This window comes from Streptomyces sp. UG1 (genome assembly GCF_049974585.1).
Classification (GTDB): domain Bacteria; phylum Actinomycetota; class Actinomycetes; order Streptomycetales; family Streptomycetaceae; genus Streptomyces.
Genome location: NZ_JBNGGG010000027.1, coordinates 137,349 through 159,324, shown reverse-complemented (window position 1 = coordinate 159,324; position 21,976 = coordinate 137,349). Strand labels below are relative to the sequence as shown.

Here is a 21,976-nt window from a genome sequence, read left to right as displayed (position 1 = left end):
CACCGCGCCGAGCACCTACAAGATCACTCTCCCTGATGCCTTGACACCGCCAACAGGGCCTTAACTTCGTGGCATTGCCGCCTCGTCCGGTATCGACAGCGGAGGGACGACGAAGACGTGCTCGCCCGTGACCCCCAGCGTCTGGCGGCTCGTCGCCAGGATGCGCAGCTCCGGACAGGCCGACAGCAGCGCCATCGCCAGGGCGGCGGACGCGTCGATCAGGTGCTCGCAGTTGTCCAGCACGATCAGTGCCCGGTGCCGGGCCAGATGGTCCGTGAGCTGGTCGAGGGCGGGCCTGGCGCCGCGGTCCGGAACCCGCAGCGCACCCGCGGTCGCGGCGGCCACCGCCGACGGGTCGCGCACCGCGGCCAGGTCGACGAGCCACACTCCGTCCGGGAACGCCTTCCTGGAGGCCGCGGCCGCTGCCAGCGCCACCCGCGTCTTTCCCACGCCGCCCGCTCCGGTGAGTGTCACCAGCCGGCCGACGCCCACCAGGCGGCGGATCTCGCCCACCTCGCGGCGCCTGCCGACGAAGCTGGTCAGGGCCGTGGGCAGATTACCCGCAGCAGGGATGACAGTGGCCACGAGTCGCCCCTCACACATTTGTCGTACAAATATGCCCGAGGCTAGCAAGAGGATGGAGTGCCCCGAACGTGAGTTTTCTGGCACAGCAGCCCTGGGATGGACACCCTCGGACGACCGGAGCGAGCCGAGCCTCATCCTTCCGAGCGCCAGAGCCTCCCGCACTGAGCGGTCCGCGGTGGGCGCTCTCGCACGGCTGTGGCAGATCAACGAACGCTGCCTCCGCTTGGCCTGACTGGAGGGGGTCGATTCCGACGGCATGGCAAGCGCCCCGCGTCCCGCCACGATGAGGGGCGGGCGGAGGACCAGGACCTTCTCCCGGCCCGCCGCCACCCGCCTGTAGAGCCGACATGAGGAGCACTGCCCGAGAGACGACAGAACCCTGGGCATGAGCACCCCGCGCCGCCACCACCTCAGTACGCATACGGGCACCAGGAGCCCGTCGGTGCCGGACGCCGCAGCAGCGTGGAGAGAGCGGAGCACCACGGCGCCGCGCGTTGAGACGCGGGCTCGCGCCATGGCGGCCGCCGCTGCCGATTGAGAGATGCTGCCGGCATGGCTGACGTCACAGGAAGGCTCGGCCGGAAGCACAGGGTCACGCCGGGGCCGCGGCCTGACCGCGCTGCGGGCTGCGCGGTCCGGGCAGGGTTGCTCCCGCGGCAGTAAGGTCCAGGCCGAGGTTGAGGCGGCTGTTCATGTCGAGCTCGAACCGGCCTAGGGGTTCACGTGCGTCCAGAACAGCGGCGACAGCGCCCGCCGGTCCGCGTCGGTGAGCGTGTCGGCCCACTTAGAATCGGCGAGGACCTGCTGCACCAGCAGCGTGTTGACGTGGACCAGGGCGGACTGGAGCAGGTGCAGCGCGAGCATGCTGATTTCCTGGGACTCCTTGTCCTGCCCGGCCAGGTCTCCGTCCTTGCCGTAGAAGAGGTCCCTGTTCGCCGAGTTCCAGTTCTCCACCACCTGCAAGCCCTCGTGGATCTCCTGGCACAGCTCGACGTCGGCGAGGTAGTCACAGACGAACGCCGTGCGCACCGCCCGGACCAGTTCCTCTTCACGTCGAACCAGTCGCCGCCCACCTCGGCGTCGCCGCCCGACGATAGCGGGCGGCCCTCTCCACCGCGGCGTGGGAGATCTGGCTCGGGGGCACCAGGGCGCGCTGAAGCGCCGGCGCGATGCCGCGTGCGCGCGTGTACCGGCGGGCGTTGTCCACGTGGTTGGCTGGAGCCGGTCCACATGGGCGGTGCGAGGAGTGATGCCGCAGCCAGGCAACCGGCCCGCAGGTGGTCCTGGCCGTAGTCCCCGTCCTCTGTGGAAGGCGCCCGTCGGCGTCACCGACGGGCACCGCAGGAGGGGGCTTGCCCCATCCGCCGAGGCAGCCCCTCCTGTCCTTGCGGTTGTTCATCCGACGGCGTCACCGGCGACGTAGCGGGCGTTGCGGTCGACCGAGTGGTAGATGTCGGCGGCGATGGGGCGGCGGAGTTCCTCGGCGAGGTGGCCGAGGAGTCCGGCCGCGCGGGCCAGGAGAGCGAACCCGCGCAGCAACTCTGTGGGGAGGCGGAGGTCGGCGAGTGCGGCACCGCACACGCCGGCGCCGTTGAGGGGCAGGGTCCGGCCGAGGATCTCGGGTGCCATGCGGCCGAGGGCCTCGAACAGGGCGAGGTGGGGGCCGTAAACCCCTTCCTCGCGTGCGATGCGGATGATCACCGGTGTCCGCGGGTCGCGTTCCTTGTGCACGGGGTGGCCGAGGCCGGGCACGAACCGTTTGGTCGCCTTGCGTTCCGCCAGTGCCTTGCCGGCCAGGGCGTCCCACTCCTCGGTGGTGGCCGGGAGCGGGTCTCCCGCGGCGGTGATCACCTCGTCGAGGAAGCGGCCGGTGTCCTCGGTGACGCCGAGGAAGCGGGAGCCGCCGCCGAGCAGGCCGGCGGCCATGGCTCCCTGGATGGACTCCGGTGCGGACAGCAGGGTCAGACGGGCGGCGATGGCGGTGGGGGTGAAGCCGTGGTCGGCCAGCGCGACCAATACCGTCTCGAAGAGCCGTACCTCGCCCGCGCTGGGGCGGCGCTGGGCGGCGAGCCAGAAGGCGAGCTCGCCGAAGCCGACCTGGCCCATCAGGTCGTTCGCCAGGTCATGGCCGAGCAGTCTGATGGTGGTGGCATCCGATGTGCCGAGTCCGGTCGGGTACTGGGGCTGTCCGGCAGTCACTGGTCTGCGTCCTTGTCCGCCGCGAGCCAGGCCCGCAGCTCGTCGCCGTGCTGGTCGAGGTCGGGGGGAGGAAGGATGTGCCGTGGCGCGGTGGCACTGAAGGTGATCGGGTTGCGGATCATCGGTGTCGCATGCGGTCCTGAGCCGACGGTGACCACCGGGTCGAGCCCGAGCTCCTTGGCGAGGGCGACACCGCCGTCCACGTGGTTGATCGGTCCGCACGGGATCCCGGCCGCGGACAGTTTCTTGAACCACTCGTCCGCCGGGCGCTCCTTGAGCTTGGCGACCAGGAGCGGGCCCAGCTGTTCGCGGTTGCGGGTGCGGGCCTCGTTGCCGGCGAAGCGGGGGTCCTCGGGCAGCTCGTCCAGGCCGAGTTCGGCGCAGAGTCTGCGGAACTGGCCGTCGTTGCCTGCGATGACGACGAGGTCCTTGTCCGCCGTGGGCAGCGGCTCGTAGGGGAACAGACTGGGGTGTGCGTTGCCCATCCGGTGCGGGACGACCCCGCCGGCCACGTAGGCGGAGGTGTGGTTCACCAGTCCGGACAGCGCTGAGGACAGGAGATTGACCTCCACGTGCTGCCCTGCCCCGGTCGCGTTGCGGTGGTTCAGGGCGGCCAGGATGCCGATGGCGGCGTGCATCCCCGTCATGACGTCGAACACCGAGATCCCCGCCCGATACGGCGGGCCGTCCGCGTCTCCGGTCAGGCTCATCAGGCCCGATGCCGCCTGGACCAGCAGGTCGTAGCCGGGCAGGGACGCCCCACCCGCGGTGCCGAACCCGCTGATCGAGGCGTAGACCAGTCCCGGATTGTCGGCGCTGACCGTGTCGTAGTCCAGGCCGAAGCGCGTCAGGCCGCCGGGCTTGAAGTTCTCGATCATGACGTCGGCGCGCGAGACCAGTTCCCTGGCCAGGCGCAGGTCCTCGGGGTTCTTGAGGTCCAGGGCGATGGACCGCTTGCTGCGGTTGATGCCGAGGTAATAGGTCGAGACCTCGTCCCGGACCGGCGGCACCCAGGTGCGCGTGTCGTCACCGGCGGGCGATTCCACCTTGATCACCTCGGCGCCCATGTCCCCGAGCAGCATGGTGGCGTACGGCCCGGCGAGGATGCGGGAGAAGTCGGCGATCAGCAGCCCGTCGAGGGCTCCAACTGTGTCGGTCATCGGGCGACACCCTTCAATATGTCCGCCATACGGACGGCTGTCCGACAGTTTGGGTTCCTGATACAGCCAGTGTCAACCGCCACCTCCGCATGGAAGGTATGCCGTCCGTCGCGCGGGGGCTGAAGTAACCGTTGTGCGGACGCGGGTCCGTTGTGCGGCAGGAGAGGTGGTCCTGTTGCCGGAAACGGCCCGACCGTGCCGGAAGCGGCTCGTGCCGCCGACCTCCCCCTCCTACCGTCGCCTCTACGGACAACGGACCGAACGCTCGATGACGAGCACGAGATCGCACTGTGGAGGACGCCATGGGCGTGCAGACGACACGAGTCCTGGGGATCGGCGGGACGACGCGGCAGAACTCCAGCTCGGAGCGCGCCCTGCGGGTCGCCGCCGCGGCTGCGGCGGACGCCGGCGCGACCGTCGAGCTGATCACCGCGGAGGAGCTCGTCCTTCCCCTCTACGATCCGGAGAAGTCGGCGAGGACGGAGCGGGCCACCGCGTTGGTGGCGGCGCTGCGTGACGCGGACGCACTGCTGATCTCGTCCCCGGGCTACCACGGCACGGTGTCGGGGATGGTGAAGAACGCCCTTGACTATGTCGAGGACCTGCGAGACGACGAGCGCTCCTACCTTGCCGGGCTCCCGGTCGGCTGCATCGCCGTCGCTCACGGCTGGCAAGCGAGTGTGGCGACCCTGCAGACCCTGCGCACCTGCGCCCACGCGCTGCGAGGGTGGCCTACCCCGATGGGAGCCGCGCTGAATGCCTCGATGCCGGGGCTTTTCGACCCGGTCACCGGCGCCTGCACGGACGAGTCGGCCCGGTTCCAGCTGGAGACCGTCGGCCGTCAGGTCGTCGAGTTCGCCGCCGCTCGGCTGGGAGACGAGAGGGTGCTGACTCCGGCGCAGGCGTGAGGTCGGCGCATGGCGTGACCGTGGGGCAGCGTTGCGCGCCGTCCCACGGTCACGCCATGCGCCGAGGTGGGACCTGCCATCTGCGGAGCGGGCGGCGGTACAGTGGCGGACAACCATCCGGTGGGCGGTCATTCGGCCCGTCCGCCCATTTCGCAGGCGTGGAGGGACGACAGATGCGCCGGGATGCCGGTCCGGATTTCATCGAGGCCCTCGCGAGGGGGCTCGACGTTCTGCGCTGCTTCCAGCCGGGCAGGCCGTACATGACGCTGAGCGAGGTCGCCGCCGAGGCACAGCTCGCCCGGCCCACAGCACGCCGGATTCTGATCACGCTCCAGAAGCTGGGATACGTACGCAGTAACGAAGCCGGGTTCTCCTTGACGCCCCGCGTGCTCGAACTCGGGATGACCTACATCGGCTCGCAGAACATCTGGGAGCTGGCGGAACCTCACCTGCGTGCCCTGGTCGACCGCACCCGGGAGTCGTGCTCGATCGCGCAGCTCGACGGATCCGACATCGTCTACGTATCCCGGGTCGCCATGCCCAAGCTGGTGACGCTGTCGGTGACCGTCGGTACCCGCTTCCCCGCCGTGCAGACGTCTCTCGGCAAAGTGCTGCTTGCCGCCCTGGACGGTCCCGCACTCGACCGCGTCCTCGCTCAGCCCAGCAGGTCGGGCATCACGCCCCGGCACCACCCCCAGCGCGACGAACTCGACGAAATGCTCCGCGACGTACGGGCCAAGGGGTGGGCGGTGACCGACGAGGAACTCGCTCTCGGCATCAGGTCCATCGCGGCGCCCATCCGCAACGGGCAGGGCCGTACAGTCGCGGCGGTGAACGTGAACGCGCATGCCGCCGAGACGTCGGTCGACCGCTTGGTCGACCACCATCTTCCCCTGCTGCTGCGCACCGCCGGCGACATCAGCGCCGACTGGGCCGCATGGGAGAACCGTCCCCTCGCCACGCTCGCCCCCCGGGCCGGCTGACCCGGCCGGGGGGCGAGCGTGGGCTGTACAGGTCAGGAGGATGCCGGCACCTTGCCCGCGACGCCCAGCGGACGCAGGGCGGGCATCACCCCGGACGCGAACAGCTCCATGCTCCTGGTCATCTCCTCGGCGGTGATGTCTCCGATCGAGAACAGCCCGATGAGCTGGCCGAAGCCGAGCTGCGCCTGCAGGTCGCTCAGCCGGGCCGCGACGGTCTCGGGACTGCCCACGACGGCGTATCCGCCCGCCAGCAGTTCCTCGTACGACGTCTCGGTGTACGGCTTCATTCCGGACATCAGCAGACCGCGCATCGAGCCCGGCGACATGTAACCCGGCGGATAGACCTGCGGGAAGCTCTGCTTGAGCCCGCGGTGGAACAGCCACTCGATGTGCCGTCGTCCCTCACGGTGGGCCTTCTCATCGGTCTCCGCCACATAGATCGGCACCGAGAAGGCGGACTTCACCGGGTCGTGTTCCATGCCCAGTTCCTCCGCCGCCTGCCGGTGTCCGTCGAACCAGCGGCGGACCAGCGGCGTCGGGGCGTAGACCGACATATAGGTGTAGCCGTGCTCGGCGACGAACTTCATCGTCTCCGTACTGCCGGCGCCGGGGATGTAGATGGGCGGATGCGGCTCCTGCACCGGCCTCGGCCACAGATTGACGTAGCGGTACTCGTAGTTGGGGCTGACCCACTGGAACGGCTCGTCGGACGTCCACGCCTTGATGATCAGGTCGTGGGCCTCGTTGAACCGGTCCCGTGACCGGGTCGGGTTGACGCTCTGCGCGAAGTACTCCCAGCCGATGCCGCGGACGAATCCGGAGACCACCCGCCCATTGCTGAGGTGGTCGAGCATGGCGATCTCCTCCGCCACCCGCAGCGGATTGCCGCGCACGCCGATCGCGTTGCCGAGCACCATGATCTGCGCCCGCTCCGTACGCCGGGCAAGGGCCGCAGCCATGAGGTTCGGCGAGGGCATCAGACCGTACGCGCTCTGGTGGTGCTCGTTGACGGCGATCCCGTCGAAACCGAGCTTCTCGGCATGCTCCAGCTCGTCCAGGTAACGGTGGTAGAGCCGGTTGCCGAGTTCGCGGTCGAAGAACTTGTTCGGGAAGGTGAGGGAAGGGCTCGGGTACTTCTCGTCGAAGTCGTCCGGCAGGTACGGGTAGGGCATCAGGTGGAAGAAGACGAACTTCATCGGCTCGCTCCGCTCAGCTGGGTCCTGGCATCGGCTTCGGCCAGGAATTCGGTGACAACCTGGGCGAACTCCTGCGGACGTTCGAAGTACATCGCGTGACCGCAGTCCTCGACCTGCGCGAACCGGGCCTGAGGAATGAGTTCGGCGTAGCGCGCTCCGTGGGCAACGGGGACGACCTTGTCCTCGGACGGACAGGCGACGAGTGTGCGCGCGGTGATGCGGTGCAGCCTGCGTTCCAGCTTCGGGTTGTTCAGGAACGGATGCCACGAGAAGCGGGCGAGGGCGGTCATGTCGCGGTAGGCCGCGAGGATGTCGTCGACGTCCGGCTCGCCGGGGAACAGGGCCGACGCCTTGGCGGGGTCCTTGAACAGTGCGTCGACCACCTGGTCCGGCGTCATGAGGAACAGATCGGCGAGCGGATGTGCCGGCAGCCGCAGCCCGGCCGGGCCAAGCAGGGTCAGGGAGCCGATCAGGTCCGGGCGGGCGACCGCGAGTTCCGCCGCGACCCATCCGCCGAAGGATGCGCCCACGATGTGCGGACGCTCCAGCCCCAGCCGCTCGATGACGTCGAGGTAGTGGAAGACCAGATCGTCGACGCCCTCCAGCTCGGGGAACTCGTCCGATCCGCCGAACCCCGGGTGGTCGGGAGCGAAAACTTCGAAACCGCGCGACAGCAGTTCATGGAATGGGTGCCATTGGCCCGCGCCGCCTGCCGCGTGCAGAAAGAGGACCGGCGCCCCCTTACCGCCCCGCAGCAGATGAACCCGCCCTTCGGGGACCTCGAGGAAATCCTCGGTCGGCGGACTGCTCACGTCCCGCCCGGCCTCGGTGGTCGTCACTTGTGTCACTGCACTACCTCCGGCTCTTGTGGTGCTGGCGTCCGAAGGTAGGGAGTCGGCGGCAGAGACACCGAGCCGGATGCCGCAGCCTTGGGCCGCTTCCCGCACCACGGTTGACATGCCGGTCAGAACCACGGATTCTGCGAGCTGGACGTCATACGGACAGGCGTCCGACGGTGGAGGTAGTCATGCGCGCTCCGTCAATGTCGATGGACGAGGGGCTGATACCGGAGGGCACCAGCGTTCCCTACGGCCGATTGATCAACACGCGGGACCCGTCCGAGGCGCGGGCACGGACGCAGGAACTCCTCAAGAACGTACACAGCATGAAGGTGCTGGAGCGCGGGAGTACCTTCCAGGCCCGCGTCGAATACCGGAAGCTGAACGGCATCGGCCTGATGGCCTCTGGCTACGGCCCCGCGGTGGAGATCTCCTGCACGCCGCCGATCAGCGACGTGTGCGTGAATTTCGTCTTCGGCGGCACCATGCTCATCGACGAGGGCTCGACCGGTGAGGCCACCGCGATCGCCGGCCCGGACCGGGCGGCGGTCTTCTGCTTCCCGGAGACCGTCAGCATGCGCTGGTCCCCAGGGCTACGCCAGCTCATGCTGACCGTCGACAAGGCCCTCATCGACCACTGCCTGCGGAACCTGCTCAACGAGCCGCTGCACGCGCCCCTGCGCTTCGAGACCGAAATGGACCTCAAACGCGGTGGTGAGGGCATCACAGCCGCGATCAGGACGCTCCAGCGGGCACTCGAACAGTGCGGCAAGGCAGGCCCTCCCCCGGTGCTCGCCAAGGAGATCGAACACGGCATCCTGACCGCCCTGCTGCTCGGGCAACGGCACAACTACACCGACCGAATCTTCTCGGCGCAGCCGCTGCCGGCGCCCCGTGTGGTCCGGCGCGTCGTGGAACTCATCGAGTCGTCCCCCGACGCCGCCTTCACCGTCGCCGACCTCGCCGAATTCGCCGGGGTGAGCGAACGTTCCCTGCATTCGGCGTTCCGTCGGCAGTTGGGCACGTCACCGATGTCGTACGTCCGCCGCCACCGCCTCGAACAGGTCCACGAGGAACTGCTGATCGCCGACCCCTCCACCGGGGTGAAGGTCACCGATGTGGCTCTGCGCCACGGGTTCACTCACACGGGCCGCTTCGCGGCCGCCTACAAAGAGCGCTTTGGAGAGTCGCCGTCCGCGACGATGCGCCGTTGAACGTTGAACAGAGAGCGAGCTGTGGACCCCCTGATTCTCTTCGTACACGGAGCCAACCACGATGGCTGGTGCTGGGCTCCGGTCCTGGAGCGGCTGGATCACGTCGGCGTCGCCGGCCGGGCGATCGACCTTCCGTTCACCTCCTTCGAGGACGACACCGCCGCTGTGCGGGAGGCCGTGCGCGAGATCGCGCGGGCACGGCCCGTCGTGCTGGTCGCGCACAGTTACGGCGGCCTGCCGGTGACCGCCGGAGGGCAGGGAGCGGACCGATTCGTCTTCGTGGCCGCACGGATGCCGCTGGCCGGAGAGTCACCCGCGGCGCACACGCCCCGCTGGAACCATCCGGAGTTCCGGGCGGCATGGGACACGGGCGAAGACGGCGCCGTCATCCTGCGCCAGGAGGCCCGCGAGGTCCTCTACTCGCGCTCACCGCCGAACATGGCCGAGTTGGCGGCACAGCGGTGGCGGCCGATGACGAGCCGCGTACCGCGAACGCCGATCATCGAGCCCGCATGGATGTCCGCGCCGTCCGTATACGTGGTCTGCACGAAGGACCGGACGGTCCGGGTCGGCGCGCAGCGCGAATGCGCGGCACACGCCACCGAGAGCATCGAGATCGACTGCGACCACTCCCCCTTTTTCTCCGCCCCGGACCGGCTGTCGGCGCTTCTGGCCGAGCAGGCCGCACTGGCCGCGCGAACGGTCAGGACCTGAGATCCCGCCCCCGCCGGGATCTCAGGTGCGCTGCGGTCCGGCTCCACGCAGATCCGCTCTCCGCGAGATTCATCCGATTCCCGCAGGGCTTGATTCCCCTGCCTTGCCCGGCTCTTGACCGGGGAAGAGCCGCGCGCGACCGTCGACCCATGCTCGCCTGACGGACAGATGTCCGGAGAAGTTTCCGTCTCGGTGAGCGGAAGATGACGAAGGAGAGTCAACGATGACCCAGTCCCTGCCCGAAGCCGCCAACAGCCCGGCCGTCGGCTCCCTGCCGACGCGACTTCACCACAACGCCTACGTCACACGGGACCAGGAAGCGACCCGGGCGTTCTACGAGGACATCATCGGCCTGCCGCTGGTGGCGACGTGGAAGGAGTCCGACGAGCTCTTCGGGGCCGTGCGGACGTACTGCCACACCTTCTACGGTCTCGGGGACGGCAGCGCGCTGGCCTTCTTCCAGTTCGTCGACCCGGCCGACCAGGAGCAGTTCGGCCCGAGGATGCCGCACTCGCCGTTCCAGCACATCGCGCTCAAGGTCACCGAGGAGGTCCAGGACGCCATCGCCCAGCGGCTCAAGGACGCCGGCTGGAAGCCCGAGGAGACCTACGTCCTGGAGCACGGCTACTGCCGGTCCCTGTACACCAGCGACCCGAACGGCCTCCTCCTCGAGTTCACCCTGGACGCCCCCGGCATCGAGGCCTCCGACGAGGAGCGCCGACGGACCGCACACGCCGAACTCAAGTCGTGGCTCGAAGGTGACCACGTCAGCAACAACACCTACCGCTGAGCCCCGGTGCCGCCGCCCGTATCCACCGCCCATCCCTGTGTCCCGCGCGGGTGGGTACGGGCGGCCCCCGGGCACTCAGCGGCGACACCGAGTACCGCCCGCCAGACAGGCGACGAGGCGGGTCCGAACATCAGGGCCTTCGCCGGGTCCTCATAGCGGCGATCCGCCGGCCGACGAGGCCGCCCATGGACAGGCCGGCACAGTGGGCCGGGCGGGGGCGAGGCGCTCGATCAGCTCCGCCGCGATGGTCAGAGTATGCATACCGTAGGGCCCGCCGAGGGCTGGCGCCGGACGCCGCCAGCGGCCGGGCGCTTGGCCTTCGGCGCGGAGTTCATCGCTCCGTTGACGTCGACCTGCACCTGTGTGCGGCAGTCGGGCACCGGTATTTGTTGAGCGACACTCAATAGGCTTGTTGCCCATCGCTTAACAGGTTGGGGTTACAGGTATGGCTGCGAAGTCCGCACCGACCCGCGTTCGACTGAAACCGGAGGAACGCAGGACTCAGCTGATCAACATCGGCCTGCGCCTGCTTACCACCCGCCCCATCAACGAGATGTCCATCGACGAGGTGCCCGCCGAGGCGGAGATCTCCCGCGGACTGCTCTACCACTACTTCCCGACCAGGCGGGACTACTACGTCGCGGTGGTGCAGGCGGCCGGACCCCGACTGCTTCTGCACGCCAAGGCGCCGGAAGAAGGTACGGCAACGGAACGGGTGCGCGGAATCGTCGACGGCTTCGTGTCGTTCGTGCGACGCCGCCGACGCCGCGACCACGGCCCGGTTCAAAGCTCTGGATCTCAAGGTCGAGACCAAACCGGACATGACACCACTGAGCGAGAGGCCGACGCCCGCGCCGCGCGGGGGAGTCGCCGTAGCGCTGCCAAAGGAGGACTCAAGGCCTTCGTGACGGGGGACAACATCACCAGCCTGGCCGTGAAGCGATGGGCTACCGCCCGCTCACCCCAGTTCGCCGGGCTGATGACCGCGACCCGGCTCCCGTCACCCCAGAGACATCGCCTGACGCCTCGACTCCGGGCTCAGCCCTCTGCCCAGTGACGGTCGAGGGGCTCGTTCAAGATTTTTAGGGCCTGCTCGCGCAGCCGAACAAGGTCATCGGAGGTCGCCTGAGGGAGGGCGGCCCACCGTCGATGGGCCGCTCGCAGTGCCGTGCCGACGGCGCCGACGGCGAGGAAGGGGCGCAGGTCGGTATCGGGGTCGACGCCCTCGCGCTCCGCGAGCTTGCGGGCGAGGCGGTCCTCGATCGACAACCCGCGCTGGAGATGGGCCGCGAGCAGCGGCGGGGACTTCTCCAGCAGCCGCTGGATGCGCGTCCACAGTTCCCCGGTGCCGTCGTCGGCCTGCATCAGCTGCTCCACGACGGTACGGACCGCGTTGGCGAACGCGGTGACCGGCGGCTCGTCGGCCGGGCGGGCCTCCAGGGCGGGAAAGATGGCCTCGTCGGCCTCGGTGATCAGGGCGAGGGCGACGTCGTCCTTGGTGGCGAAGTAGCGGAAGAAGGTGCGGGGAGCGACCTCGGCGGCTTCGGCGATCTCAGCGACGGTGGTCTCGTCGTAACCGCGTTCCACGAACAGGGAAACGGCGGTCGAGATGATCGCATACCGGGTGCGCATCTTCTTGCGCTCCCGCAGACCGGGCTTCGCCTCAGCCGTCATATCGTCCTGCCTCCGCTCTTTCCGCTGGAAGTCTGCCACAGGGCAGAGGGAGAGGCCGGGGCCCGCCGTCCCCACGAGGGCCCCGGCCGGGCGGGGAGCGCCAGGAGAAGACTCGCCCGGCGCCGCTCAGACCGAGCGGTGCGCTCCCCGCGTCTGCGGGCGGGCCCCTAGACCCGCCTGGCAGGACGTCAGATGTGCACGGCGGCGCCTTCGACCTTGCGGCCCTGCTTGGTCAGCAGACCGATCGCGGCGCCCACGAGGGCGACGACGCCGGCGACGACGAACGCGAGATGCATGCCGTCCATGAAGGCGTGGTGCGTGATGTTCGTGATGACCTCGGCGACGGGCGCCGGGGTCTTGGGGGCGACCGGGGCGACGCCGACGGAGACCGCCTCCTTGGCCTGGGCGAGCTGCTCGCCGCGGAGCGGGGGCAGGTGGGCGGCCGACCAGCGTTCGGTGAAGACGTCGTTGAGCTTGGCGGTCATCACCGCGCCCAGGACCGCGGTGCCGAGGGTACCGCCGACCTGCATGGCGGTGGACTGCAGACCGCCGGCCACACCGGCCAGCTCGACTTCGGCGTGGCCGACGATGACCTCGGTGGCGCCGACCATGATCGGGGCGAGGCCGAGGCCAAGCATGCCGAACCACACCAGGGTGTCGTTGGCGCCCGAACCGGTGTCGAGGCCGCCGAGACCGAACAGGGCTCCGGCCGTCACGAGCATGCCGACGACTATCGGCGGCCGTGGACCGAACCGGTTGATGAGTGCGCCGGCCAGCGGTGCGCCGACAACCATCAGGCCCGTCAGGGGGAGCATCCGCACGGCGGCGTCGACGGCGCTCATGCCGTGCACGTTCTGCAGGTAGAAGGTCATGTAGAACATGGCGCCGAACAGGCAGAAGGCCAGCATCAGTATCAGTACGGTGCCCGCCGACAGGGGCAGGGAGCGGAACAGGCGCAGCGGCAGAAGTGGCTCCTTCGTGCGGCTCTCACGCAGTACGAACAGCAGGCCCACGACCAGGGTGGCGCCGAGGAAGCCCAGGGTCCTGGTGTCGCCCCAGCCGTAGTCGGGGGCCTTGATCAGGGCCCATACCAGCAGGAACAGGGTGCCGGACAGCAGCACGATCCCGGGGACGTCGAATGACTTGGAGTTCTGGTCGCGCTCGGTGTCCTTGAGGAACAGCAGACCCATGGCGAGGGCGACGATGCCGACGGGCACGTTGATGTAGAAGCAGGACTCCCAGTTGACGTGCTCGACCAGCAGACCGCCGACGATCGGGCCGGCCGCGGTGGACGCGGCGACCACCGCGCCCCAGATGCCGATCGCGGAGTTCAGCTTCTCGGGCGGGAACGTGGAGCGGATGATGCCGAGCGCGGTCGGCTGGAGCATCGCGCCGAACACGCCCTGCACCACGCGCAGCCCGATCATGACCTTGATGTCGTCGGTCAGGCCGATGCCGACGGACGAGGCGACGAAGCCGACCGCGCCGATCAGGAAGATCCTCGTGTGCCCGAAGCGGTCGCCGAGCTTGCCGACAGTGATCAGGCTGACCGCGAGCGCCAGCAGGTAGGCGTTGGTCACCCACTGGATGTCGGACAGCGAGGCGCCCAGGTCCTTCTGGATGGCCGGGCTGGCGATGGCGACGATCGTCCCGTCCAGCGCGACGAGCATCACGCCGAGCGCGACGGCCAGCAGCGAGAGCCACGGATGGCCGCGCAGACGGCGAATGCCCGTGGCGGCTGGGGCCGGCTTCTGGACGGGAGCTTCGGCAACGGTGGACTTGCTCACGGTGAGGGTTCTCCTGAACTCACGGTTCGATCGGATGAGCTCAGGTTATGGCATCAAGTGCCATGTGGCATTCAAGTGCCAAGTTAATTCGAAGTGACATGTGGCAGGTGAGTGCACAGCCGGTAGGGGCTCGGCGAGCTGTCCACGGCCAGTTCCCGAACTCGAGCCCGGCAGTCGTCGGAGTGGAGCTCCTAGTGCGGCTGTGCTCCGCAGGCCGGAGTACAGAGGTATCCGGCGCAGTCAGGAGAACCGCTGTGCAGCGGATGGAGGTGGAGGGGGTCTTTGGTGGAGCGGCTCCGACCCGGAAGCCGCCCCCATGCAGGTAGAGGATGACAAGGTCTTCGCGGGCGCCGTGGTGAACCGCCCTTCCAGGTCGGCCAGGAACTTCTCGCCGTCGGGCAGCATTCCGGCGATCGCCCGTACGCTGGTCCCGGCCGGAGTTCCGGAGCCGCTCTCGATGAACTCTGCGGCCTCCGGGAAGTACGAGACGAGCAAGTCCTTGAAGACACGGACCGCATCTTCGCGGTCCGTGGGTTGCCCCATCGTCATGTCCAGGGACAACGGTGCCTGCTCAACCCTGTGTGCCCATTACCTTCCGTGTAGAGCCCGGTTCGGGCTCGTGGCCTCCGGGGCCGGTATGGCTCTTTGCCCCTGTCCTTGATGATCCGGGGGGTGCTGTCGCCGGTCCCGGCGGCACCGGATGGTCGCTGATGGAAGCGTGTCCGCCGACAGGCAGGGCTGCGTAATGTGGCTGCCGATCTTCCGGTGCCCCGGTGGGCCACCGGTGTGACTCCGGGGAGGGAAAGCCCGGTGACCAGCAACGACTTCACCTCGATCGATGTGTTCTGTGCCCTGGACGTGGGCAAGTCCACCCACCACGGCACGGCCTTGCTGGCCGACGGCCGCATCACCTTCGACAAGCCGCTGCCCAACGGCGAGCCCCATCTGCGAGAGCTGTTCGCCCGCCTCAAACGCAAAGGCAAGGTCCTGGTAGTGGTCGACCAGCCGGCCTCCATCGGCACCCTGGCCGTCACCGTCGCCCGCGCCTGTGGATGCGAAGTCGCCTACCTGCCTGGCCTGTCGATGCGCCGGCTGGCCGATCTGCACCCCGGCACGGGCAAGACCGACGCCCGCGATGCCTACGTCATCGCCGATGCCGCCCGCACCATGCCCCACCTGCTGCACTCCATCGACCCGGCGGAGAGCGTGCGGGCCGAACTGACCATGGTCCTGGGCCACGATGACGACCTTGCCCAGGACGCCACCCGCACCTCCAACCGGCTGCGCGGACTGCTCACCTCCATCCACCCCGCCCTCGAACGCGTCCTCGGGCCCCGCCTGCGGCACCCGGCCGTCCTGGCCCTGCTGCAGACCTTCGGCTCCCCGGCCGCCTTGGCCCAGGCCGGCACCGAAGAGCTCATTGAGGTCATGACCGCCGCTGCCCCACGGATGCGCACCCCGCGGGAGCTGGCCGGACAGATCCATGCCGCCCTGGCCGAGCAGACCGTCCAGGTCCCCGGCACGGACTCGGCAGGAGAGATCATCTCCGGCCTGGCCGAGACTCTCGCCGTTCTCCTCAAGCGCCGCGAGAGCCTGGAGACGCGGATCGCCACCCTGCTGGACGCTCACCCTCTCGCAAAGGTCCTGACCTCCATGCCCGGGGTCGCGGTCAGGACCGGAGCCCGCATCCTGGCCGAGGTCGGCGACGCCAGCGCCTTTCCCACCGCCGCCCACCTGGCCTCCTACGCGGGACTGACCCCCACCACCCGTCGTTCCGGAACCTCCATCCGGGGCGAAGGACCGCCCCGCGGCGGCAACAAGACGCTCAAACGGGCCCTGTTCCTGGCCTCGTTCGCCTCGCTGAGCAGCCCAGAATCGCGGGCCTACTACGACAAAAAGCGCGCCGAGAAGAAGCGCCACAACGCCGCCCTCATCTGCCTCACCGGCCGCCGCGTCGACGTCCTGCACGCCATGCTCAAGCACCGCACCCGCTACCAACCCAGGCACGAACAATCAGCCTGACCCAGCCCACAGCCCTTGACCCAACAGATAGAAGCACCCCCCAACGCCACTGTCCACGTGTGACTCCCGGAGCCCACCTCGATGACACCCCTGCCCCCCGGCAGGACGACGCCGGCCGTGGTGTTCGGAGGGACGACGGCCTCCACGGTGAGTTCACGCCCGGAGAGCACCCAGGACACCTCGGCGATACCGTACGGCGTGTGCAGACGTGCTCCAGCCTGGGTGATACCGCCACCCGGAAGGGGAGCGATCCGCAGGCGGCGGTATCCCGGCGCGGCGGGAGCCAGGCCGGCCATCGTACGGTGGCACGGCCCCGGGCGGACTTCAGCGGGCGAGCAGTCCGCGGAAGACCACCCTTTCCACAGCTGCGACGAGTTCCGTCACATGGGAGGCGTCAGCGCGGAGTCGGTCCGCGCGCCAGGAGAGGCCGAGAACGCCGTTCATGGCAGCCCACAACGCGGTGGCGGTGGTGACGGGATCGAGGTCGGCGGCGAGCGAGCCGTCTGCCACCCCGTCGGCCAGGGCGGCGGCGAGTTTGGCGTTCTGCTCGTCGACGAGCGCGGCGACCCGTTCCAGGGCCGCGGGTTCGTCCGGCGGCTCGGCCAGCAGGCGGAACTGGTGTGGGCGCTCGGCGGCGAAGCGGACGTACGCGGCCGAGGCGGCCCTGATGCGTTCCACCGGGGTGCCCGGGGCAGCGTAGGCGTCGTCCATGTAGGTCCGGTTGTCCTCGAGTGCCCGCTCGGCAACCGCGATGAGAACGGCCGCGCGACCGCCCACGCGGTTGTACACCGTCTGCACGGCGACATCCGCGCGTTCGGCGATGCCTTCCAAGGTGACCGCCTCGGGGCCTCCGGCGGCCAGCAGCTCCTCGGCGGCGTCGACGATGGCCGCACGGGTTGCGGCGGCCCGACGTGTCATGCGTGTGACCTTCATCGTCATGGTCCCCGCTACTCTACGAGGTGCTCGAACGGCCGGACCCCCTGGGCCGCTTCCTTCAGCCCGGAATTCAGCGGGAACCGGCCTGGTGGCGCTCATGCACCGCCGGGTCGTGCCAGCCCGACGCCGAGGCGAGGCCGAGGGCGCGCTGGACTGTCTGAGGGCGGAAACCGACACGTTCGAGTGCCGGCCGGAACAGACCGGGAGCGTTCGCGGTCAGGGTGAGGGACCTGGGGACGACGACGCGGTCCGCACGGCGCTCTATGCCGCGGACGATACCGGCGATGACCTTCTCCAGCGGCACCATCTTCCACAACCCCTTGGAGTTGCCGCCCCAGAGGGCGTGCCCGGCCGGGTCCGCGGTCACGTCGTCCATCATCGGAGTGCGGAAGAACGTGGGGTGGGCGCTGCCGACACCGACACCCAGGTGGCGAACCTCCAGGCGAAGGCTGTCGCACATCGCCCACACGCCGGCCTTGCTCGCGGTGTAGGAGATCTGGAGCGGCGAGTGCACGAAGGCGGCCATGGAGGAGATCGCGAGGAGATAGCCGCGTTGGGCCTCGACGTGGGGCAGAGCCGAGCGGAAGGTGCGCCAGACGCCGTTGAGGTTGATGTCGATCACGCGCTCGTAGGCGGCAGGGTCAATGGTCGCCAGGGGGGCCATGGTGTCGATGCCCGCGCCGGCGACGGCGACATCAAGGCGCCCGAAGTGCGCCGCGGCCTCGTCCATGGCTGTTTGCAGTCCGGCGAGGTCGCGAACGTCCACGCCCCAGCCCCGGGCGACTGTGTCGCCACCCAGTTTCTCCGCCTGGGCCTGGGCCGCCGCGGCGTCGAGGTCGAGCAGGGCGAGGTTGGCTCCGCGCCCGCGCAGGGCCCGGGCGAGGGCGGCGCCCAGGCCGCCGGTGGAGCCAGTGAGGACGACGGTGCGCCCGGCCAGGTCGTAACGGGTCATGACGGCCTACCTCGGTGAGCTGGTCTGCGGGGACTTGCCTGCGGGGGCGGCGGATTCCTCGAGTCGGCGCAGGAGTCGGCGCAGTTCGGGGTGGCGTTCGGCGATGAGATCGGTGACGGGGTTGAGGACGCCGCGCAGGGCCGAAAACGGTACCCACCTGCGGGGGACCATGACACGGGCCGAGCGGTTCTCGATGCCGCGGACGACGGCGTCCGCGACGCGCGTGGGGGCGATGCCCTGGCCGAGCAGGGACGGGAAGGCGATCTCGCGCATGCGGGTGGTGATGTCGTTGCTTCCGAAGGCTGCGCCAGCGATGGGCGTGTGCACCCAGCCGGGGTAGAGCACCCCGGCGCTGGCGCCGTGGATGCCGAGTTCGGCGCGCAGGGCGCGGCCGAACTGCTCGACGCCGGCCTTCGACATGGCGTAGGGGGCGTTGGTCATGCCGTTGAAGTAGGCGTACACCGAAGCGGTGACCAGGACGTGCCCGCGCGCCGCGATAACGTGCGGCAGTGCGGCGCGAACGGTGCGCCAGACGCCCAGCAGGTCCACTTCGACGACGCGCTCGAACATGGCCGGGTCTATGGTGGCGATCGTCGCCGGCGGATCGGCCGCGATCCCCGCGTTGGCGAAGACGACATCCAGGCCGCCGAACCGGTCGACGGTACGGTCCACCGCGTCGGCCAGTGCGGCGCGGTCGGTGACATCCACCGACAGCGCCAGTGTCCTGTCGCCGCCGAGGTCGCGGGCGAGGGCCGATGTGGCGTCGATGCCCCGGTCGGAGAGGACCACGTTGGCTCCGCGCGAGTGCAGCGTGCGGGCAGTGGCCGCACCGATGCCTCCGGCTGCGCCGGTGATGAAGACGGTCTTCCCCGCAATCGGGTAGGTGAGCATCTCGTACCTCTTTCAGGGTGTCGTGGGTCCCGGGGCTTCACCGGGTGCGGAGCCGATGGGGACGTGCCGCGCCAGGAAGGCGAGCTGGTCCGTGACAACGCGTTCGAAGGGCTCGCCGAGGTAGATGTCGAAGTGGCCGTCGGGGTAGAGGCGGATCTCGCCGCGCGGGGCCCTGCGGGCATGGCGCAGGGTGGGCCGCGCGGGGGCTACGCTGTCGTGCTCGCATACGCAGAACAGCACCGGGCATGCGATCTTCGCGGTCCGGCGGCCCGGCCGGTAGCGGAGGATGTCCAGGGCGAACCGCGCCGCAACCTGGTTAGAGAAGGGCGCGTCGTTGGGCACGAGGGCCAGGTAGCCGGGCTCGGCGTCCGCAGCGGTCATCAACGCGGCGGATCCGGGCCGCCCCGCCGTCGCGACCATGACGGGAGGGCGCCCAAGGCGGGCGCCGACCACGTCACGGACCGCGCGGGCCATCACCTTCACCGAGGTGTCCGGGCGCATCGCCAGGGCAGAGGCGACACCGTCGGTGAACAGGCCCTGGGCGATGACGGCGGCGACGGCCGGGTCCTGGGCGGCTGTCGCCAGGACATGGCCGCCGCCGAAAGAGGTGCCCCACAGGACCACGCGCCGGGGATCGGTCTCCGGCCGGGAGCGCGCGTACGCCACGGCGGCCCGCCAGTCCTGGAGCTGTCGTCTGATGCTCAGGAGTTGTCGCGGCTGACCGCCGCTGGCCCCGAAGTGTTGGTAGTCGAACACCAGGCACGCGTAGCCTGCGGCGGCGAAACGCTCGGCGTAGGCGTCCAGCCGCATCTCGCGGACCCCACCAAGACCGTGTGCCATGACCACCACGGGACGCCGCCCCCCGCCCTCGGGCAGGTACAGCCAGGCGTGACACTCGTCCGGCCCCGAAGGAAACGTCACATTCAATCGGTCGGTCATCGGACCTCCGTAACACGGCTCGCATCGTTGGGCTCGCGGAGACTTGGAACTGCTTCCAATGTTGGAAGCTAATCCAACATTGCGGGGCTGTAAAGCAAATCGACGGCAACGAACCCGTCACAGCGATACTTGGCGATTCCGGCGCCGTACTCGCTCTTCCGAAGTCCCGCGAGGGACTTCTATGTCCTGAGGCGCCATCTTGGCGCGCGCGAGCTGCTCGGCGACCGCCGCCTCCTGGTTCGGCTGCATGCGACCGGTCGGCACGGAGGCTCTCTCGTCACCCTCGCTGAAGTCCACCCGCTGCGGCTCGTGGTTGTGGCCGGACCCGCCGTGTCCGCCTCCCGTGACTCCGTCGCCCGGCCCGCCGGTCGGCACGTGGCCGGAGCCGCCTCCTGGACCGTCATGAGGCACGGCACCAGGACCCTCATGGCGCACTTCTTGGAGAGGGTCCCCATACCCTCCGCTGCCCTGGCCATCGCCATGATGGCTCAGCGGAGTTTCGTGGCTTGCCGAGGGACCGACACCGTGTTCGTGCGCGTCGGCTCCGCCGGGCACATTCTCCGCGCTCCCCCCAGGGAGGTGGGCGCCCGCGTGGTCGCCGGGGAGGTCGCGGCCCGCCTGGTTGGTCGGGATGTCGTCGCCGACGCGGCCCGCGTCGTCGAGGCTGTTGCCCAGGCGGATGTGCTGACCCGCCTCGGCGGTGTGGGTGGCCGCGCCGACCAGGGCCGGTTCCCGGACCGGGGAGTCGGCGCGCTGGACATCTGCGCCCGCGGGGTCGGTCAGGTCGTCACCACTCGGTTCTTTCCGGGCCTCGGACGCGTGCTGGACCACGTTTCCGTTGTGGTCGAGGAGGTTTGCCCTCGGTGTCGAAGTACTGGCCCGGGGAGTCCGGTGCGGGCGAGAGACGGGTGGTGTCCTCCGCGTGTTCGGCCAGCCCTCTGATGCGGGCGGCCGCGTAAGCCCCCTCCCCCACCCGCCCGGTGCGCCCGCTGCCGTTCCGCGCGACGCCGAGGCTGCGTAGCGGGGACAAGCCGTAGGAACTGATGGCCTCGCCGCCGCCAACGGCGAGGCCATCAGTCCGATCTGGCCATGCCGGATGGACACACTGCGTCAAGTGCCTGCCGGCACCGTCTGCGCTGCTGCTCGGTGGGCCATGGAGTCAGCGCCGGGATCCGACCGTTTCCGGTCCGCTGAGCGGGGACCGAGGCCACTGCGGCCCGCATGCGGCCGAAGTGGACGAGGACGAAACCGGCACCGCATGACCGGGTCCGCCAGCCGACGAGCACCAGGGTGGGCTGATCGCTATTCGGACAGCCGACCGGTACGGAGCACGGCCGGACTGAAACCTTCCCACCGCTGGGCAGAGGACCGGGGAACCTCAAGGTGGCAACTTTCCAGACAGGTGTACGGAATGTGGTAGCGTTGCTGGTATGAGCGGCGACGAAGGTGTCAGCACAGCTGCACGAGCCCGGCAGTGGGCGGCAGACCCGAGGCCGGCGAGGACCCGGGCCGCAGTGGAGGCGGCACTGCAGCGGCTGGCCCAGAGCGGTCAGGATGTGACCGTGAACTCGGTGGTTCGCGAGGCCGGTGTCAGCCGGGCCGCCTTCTACGCCCAGTTCTCCGGGTTGGACGATCTCGCGGTCGCCGTCGTGACCCGGCAGCTCACCACGATCAGCCGGGCGGGTGCCGACGCTCGGGACCGGGGAGTCGAGCTGCGCGAAGCCGCCCGTGACACCGTGCGGGACCTTGTCCGGCACATCGCCACCTACCGGGCCTTCTTCCTGTCCGCCCTGGACTGGAAGGTGTCCTCGCGCATGCAGGAAGCCGCAGCCGCCCAGATGGCCTCCGCCATCCGGAGGTATCTCGAAGAGCTGGCCGCCACGCCGGGCGGGGCAGGTTCGGGGGTGCCGCAGGTGTCGGCGCACGCGGACACTGCCCGCTTTCTGGCAGGAGGCGTCCTGCATATGATCATCGCTTGGCTGCGCGAGGAGAGCTCCGACTCCCTGGAAGCCTTCACCGACCGCGTGCTCGCACAGCTGCCCGTGTGGATGGGCGGCACTGATCACAGCCCCACGTGATGTGCCGTCAGGCACCGGCCGGCAGACACCGCCTTCGTACCGTCGGCTGAGCCCTGTCGGCCTCGATGATCCACTGAACCGTCTTCTGTGGCCACTGAACCGCCTTCTG

General features: G+C 69.5%; 21 protein-coding genes and 2 pseudogenes. 9 read left to right on the top strand and 14 right to left on the bottom strand.

Features of this window, described 5'->3' with window-relative positions:
- Nucleotides 1–60: 60 nt before the first annotated feature.
- The 4 genes from ACP4J3_RS28810 to ACP4J3_RS28795 all read right to left on the bottom strand — a co-directional run bounded on the left by ACP4J3_RS28810 (nt 61) and on the right by ACP4J3_RS28795 (nt 3,944).
- Entirely contained in the window at nt 61–585 is a 525-nt protein-coding gene (locus ACP4J3_RS28810) for an AAA family ATPase (protein WP_426538972.1), read from the bottom strand.
- A 711-nt stretch (nt 586–1,296) separates the two neighbouring features.
- Nucleotides 1,297–1,614 carry a Tn3 family transposase gene (locus ACP4J3_RS28805; RefSeq protein WP_426538971.1) on the bottom strand — a complete coding sequence of 106 codons (318 nt, stop codon included), beginning with the start codon at nt 1,612–1,614 and terminating at the stop codon, nt 1,297–1,299.
- Nucleotides 1,615–1,980: 366 nt separating this feature from the next.
- Entirely contained in the window at nt 1,981–2,784 is an 804-nt protein-coding gene (locus ACP4J3_RS28800) for a citryl-CoA lyase (RefSeq protein WP_426538970.1), read from the bottom strand.
- Nucleotides 2,781–3,944 carry a CaiB/BaiF CoA transferase family protein gene (locus tag ACP4J3_RS28795; RefSeq protein ID WP_426538969.1) on the bottom strand — a complete coding sequence of 388 codons (1,164 nt, stop codon included), beginning with the start codon at nt 3,942–3,944 and terminating at the stop codon, nt 2,781–2,783. The genes ACP4J3_RS28800 and ACP4J3_RS28795 overlap by 4 nt, the downstream gene beginning before the upstream one ends.
- 308 nt (nt 3,945–4,252) lie before the next feature.
- On the opposite strand from ACP4J3_RS28795, the gene ACP4J3_RS28790 reads away from it, so the two are divergent.
- Complete coding sequence (locus ACP4J3_RS28790) at nt 4,253–4,852, top strand: NADPH-dependent FMN reductase (RefSeq protein ID WP_426538968.1); 600 nt, start codon at nt 4,253–4,255, stop codon at nt 4,850–4,852.
- A 173-nt stretch (nt 4,853–5,025) separates the two neighbouring features.
- Nucleotides 5,026–5,835 (top strand): IclR family transcriptional regulator domain-containing protein, encoded by an 810-nt coding sequence (locus ACP4J3_RS28785; protein ID WP_426538967.1) that lies wholly within the window; start codon nt 5,026–5,028, stop codon nt 5,833–5,835.
- Nucleotides 5,836–5,867: 32 nt separating this feature from the next.
- Here the strand turns inward: ACP4J3_RS28785 and ACP4J3_RS28780 are convergent, their stop codons facing one another.
- The gene (locus tag ACP4J3_RS28780) at nt 5,868–7,031 is read right to left on the bottom strand and encodes an LLM class flavin-dependent oxidoreductase (RefSeq protein WP_426538966.1); all 1,164 of its coding nucleotides are present in this window, start codon (nt 7,029–7,031) and stop codon (nt 5,868–5,870) included.
- Nucleotides 7,028–7,870: an alpha/beta fold hydrolase gene (locus tag ACP4J3_RS28775; protein WP_426538965.1), complete on the bottom strand. Its 843-nt coding sequence runs from the start codon at nt 7,868–7,870 to the stop codon at nt 7,028–7,030. Before ACP4J3_RS28775 ends, ACP4J3_RS28780 begins: the two co-directional genes overlap by 4 nt.
- A gap of 188 nt (nt 7,871–8,058) precedes the next feature.
- On the opposite strand from ACP4J3_RS28775, the gene ACP4J3_RS28770 reads away from it, so the two are divergent.
- The 5 genes and pseudogenes from ACP4J3_RS28770 to ACP4J3_RS28750 all read left to right on the top strand — a co-directional run.
- Complete coding sequence (locus ACP4J3_RS28770) at nt 8,059–9,084, top strand: AraC family transcriptional regulator (protein WP_426538964.1); 1,026 nt, start codon at nt 8,059–8,061, stop codon at nt 9,082–9,084.
- Nucleotides 9,085–9,105: 21 nt separating this feature from the next.
- Nucleotides 9,106–9,798, top strand: coding sequence for an alpha/beta fold hydrolase (locus ACP4J3_RS28765; protein ID WP_426538963.1), 693 nt, complete (start codon nt 9,106–9,108; stop codon nt 9,796–9,798).
- A 223-nt stretch (nt 9,799–10,021) separates the two neighbouring features.
- On the top strand, nt 10,022–10,588 hold the full coding sequence (locus ACP4J3_RS28760) for a VOC family protein (protein WP_426538962.1): 567 nt from the start codon (nt 10,022–10,024) through the stop codon (nt 10,586–10,588).
- A gap of 445 nt (nt 10,589–11,033) precedes the next feature.
- Nucleotides 11,034–11,207: pseudogene (locus ACP4J3_RS28755) on the top strand (TetR/AcrR family transcriptional regulator); the annotation flags it as partial.
- 133 nt (nt 11,208–11,340) lie between these two features.
- Nucleotides 11,341–11,428, top strand: a pseudogene (locus ACP4J3_RS28750) (histidinol phosphatase); the annotation flags it as partial.
- 198 nt (nt 11,429–11,626) lie between these two features.
- Here the strand turns inward: ACP4J3_RS28750 and ACP4J3_RS28745 are convergent.
- Complete coding sequence (locus ACP4J3_RS28745; RefSeq protein WP_426538961.1) at nt 11,627–12,262, bottom strand: TetR/AcrR family transcriptional regulator; 636 nt, start codon at nt 12,260–12,262, stop codon at nt 11,627–11,629.
- A 188-nt stretch (nt 12,263–12,450) separates the two neighbouring features.
- A complete protein-coding gene (locus ACP4J3_RS28740; RefSeq protein WP_426538960.1) occupies nt 12,451–14,049 on the bottom strand; it encodes an MFS transporter in 1,599 nt (532 codons plus the stop codon).
- An 810-nt stretch (nt 14,050–14,859) separates the two neighbouring features.
- On the opposite strand from ACP4J3_RS28740, the gene ACP4J3_RS28735 reads away from it, so the two are divergent.
- Nucleotides 14,860–16,071, top strand: a complete 1,212-nt coding sequence (locus ACP4J3_RS28735; RefSeq protein WP_426538959.1) for an IS110 family transposase — start codon at nt 14,860–14,862, stop codon at nt 16,069–16,071.
- Here the strand turns inward: ACP4J3_RS28735 and ACP4J3_RS28730 are convergent.
- The 6 genes from ACP4J3_RS28730 to ACP4J3_RS28705 form a co-directional block, all read right to left on the bottom strand.
- Nucleotides 16,041–16,367, bottom strand: a complete 327-nt coding sequence (locus ACP4J3_RS28730; RefSeq protein WP_426538958.1) for an alpha-L-rhamnosidase C-terminal domain-containing protein — start codon at nt 16,365–16,367, stop codon at nt 16,041–16,043. The genes ACP4J3_RS28735 and ACP4J3_RS28730 overlap by 31 nt on opposite strands.
- 28 nt (nt 16,368–16,395) lie before the next feature.
- Entirely contained in the window at nt 16,396–16,989 is a 594-nt protein-coding gene (locus ACP4J3_RS28725) for a TetR/AcrR family transcriptional regulator (protein WP_426538957.1), read from the bottom strand.
- Between the two features lie 88 nt (nt 16,990–17,077).
- On the bottom strand, nt 17,078–17,959 hold the full coding sequence (locus ACP4J3_RS28720; protein ID WP_426538956.1) for an SDR family NAD(P)-dependent oxidoreductase: 882 nt from the start codon (nt 17,957–17,959) through the stop codon (nt 17,078–17,080).
- Nucleotides 17,960–17,965: 6 nt separating this feature from the next.
- Entirely contained in the window at nt 17,966–18,850 is an 885-nt protein-coding gene (locus ACP4J3_RS28715) for a short-chain dehydrogenase/reductase (protein ID WP_426538955.1), read from the bottom strand.
- A gap of 12 nt (nt 18,851–18,862) precedes the next feature.
- On the bottom strand, nt 18,863–19,789 hold the full coding sequence (locus ACP4J3_RS28710; protein WP_426538954.1) for an alpha/beta hydrolase: 927 nt from the start codon (nt 19,787–19,789) through the stop codon (nt 18,863–18,865).
- 117 nt (nt 19,790–19,906) lie between these two features.
- Nucleotides 19,907–20,620 (bottom strand): hypothetical protein, encoded by a 714-nt coding sequence (locus ACP4J3_RS28705; RefSeq protein ID WP_426538953.1) that lies wholly within the window; start codon nt 20,618–20,620, stop codon nt 19,907–19,909.
- A 599-nt stretch (nt 20,621–21,219) separates the two neighbouring features.
- On the opposite strand from ACP4J3_RS28705, the gene ACP4J3_RS28700 reads away from it, so the two are divergent.
- Nucleotides 21,220–21,867: a TetR/AcrR family transcriptional regulator gene (locus ACP4J3_RS28700; RefSeq protein ID WP_426538952.1), complete on the top strand. Its 648-nt coding sequence runs from the start codon at nt 21,220–21,222 to the stop codon at nt 21,865–21,867.
- Nucleotides 21,868–21,976: the final 109 nt, after the last annotated feature.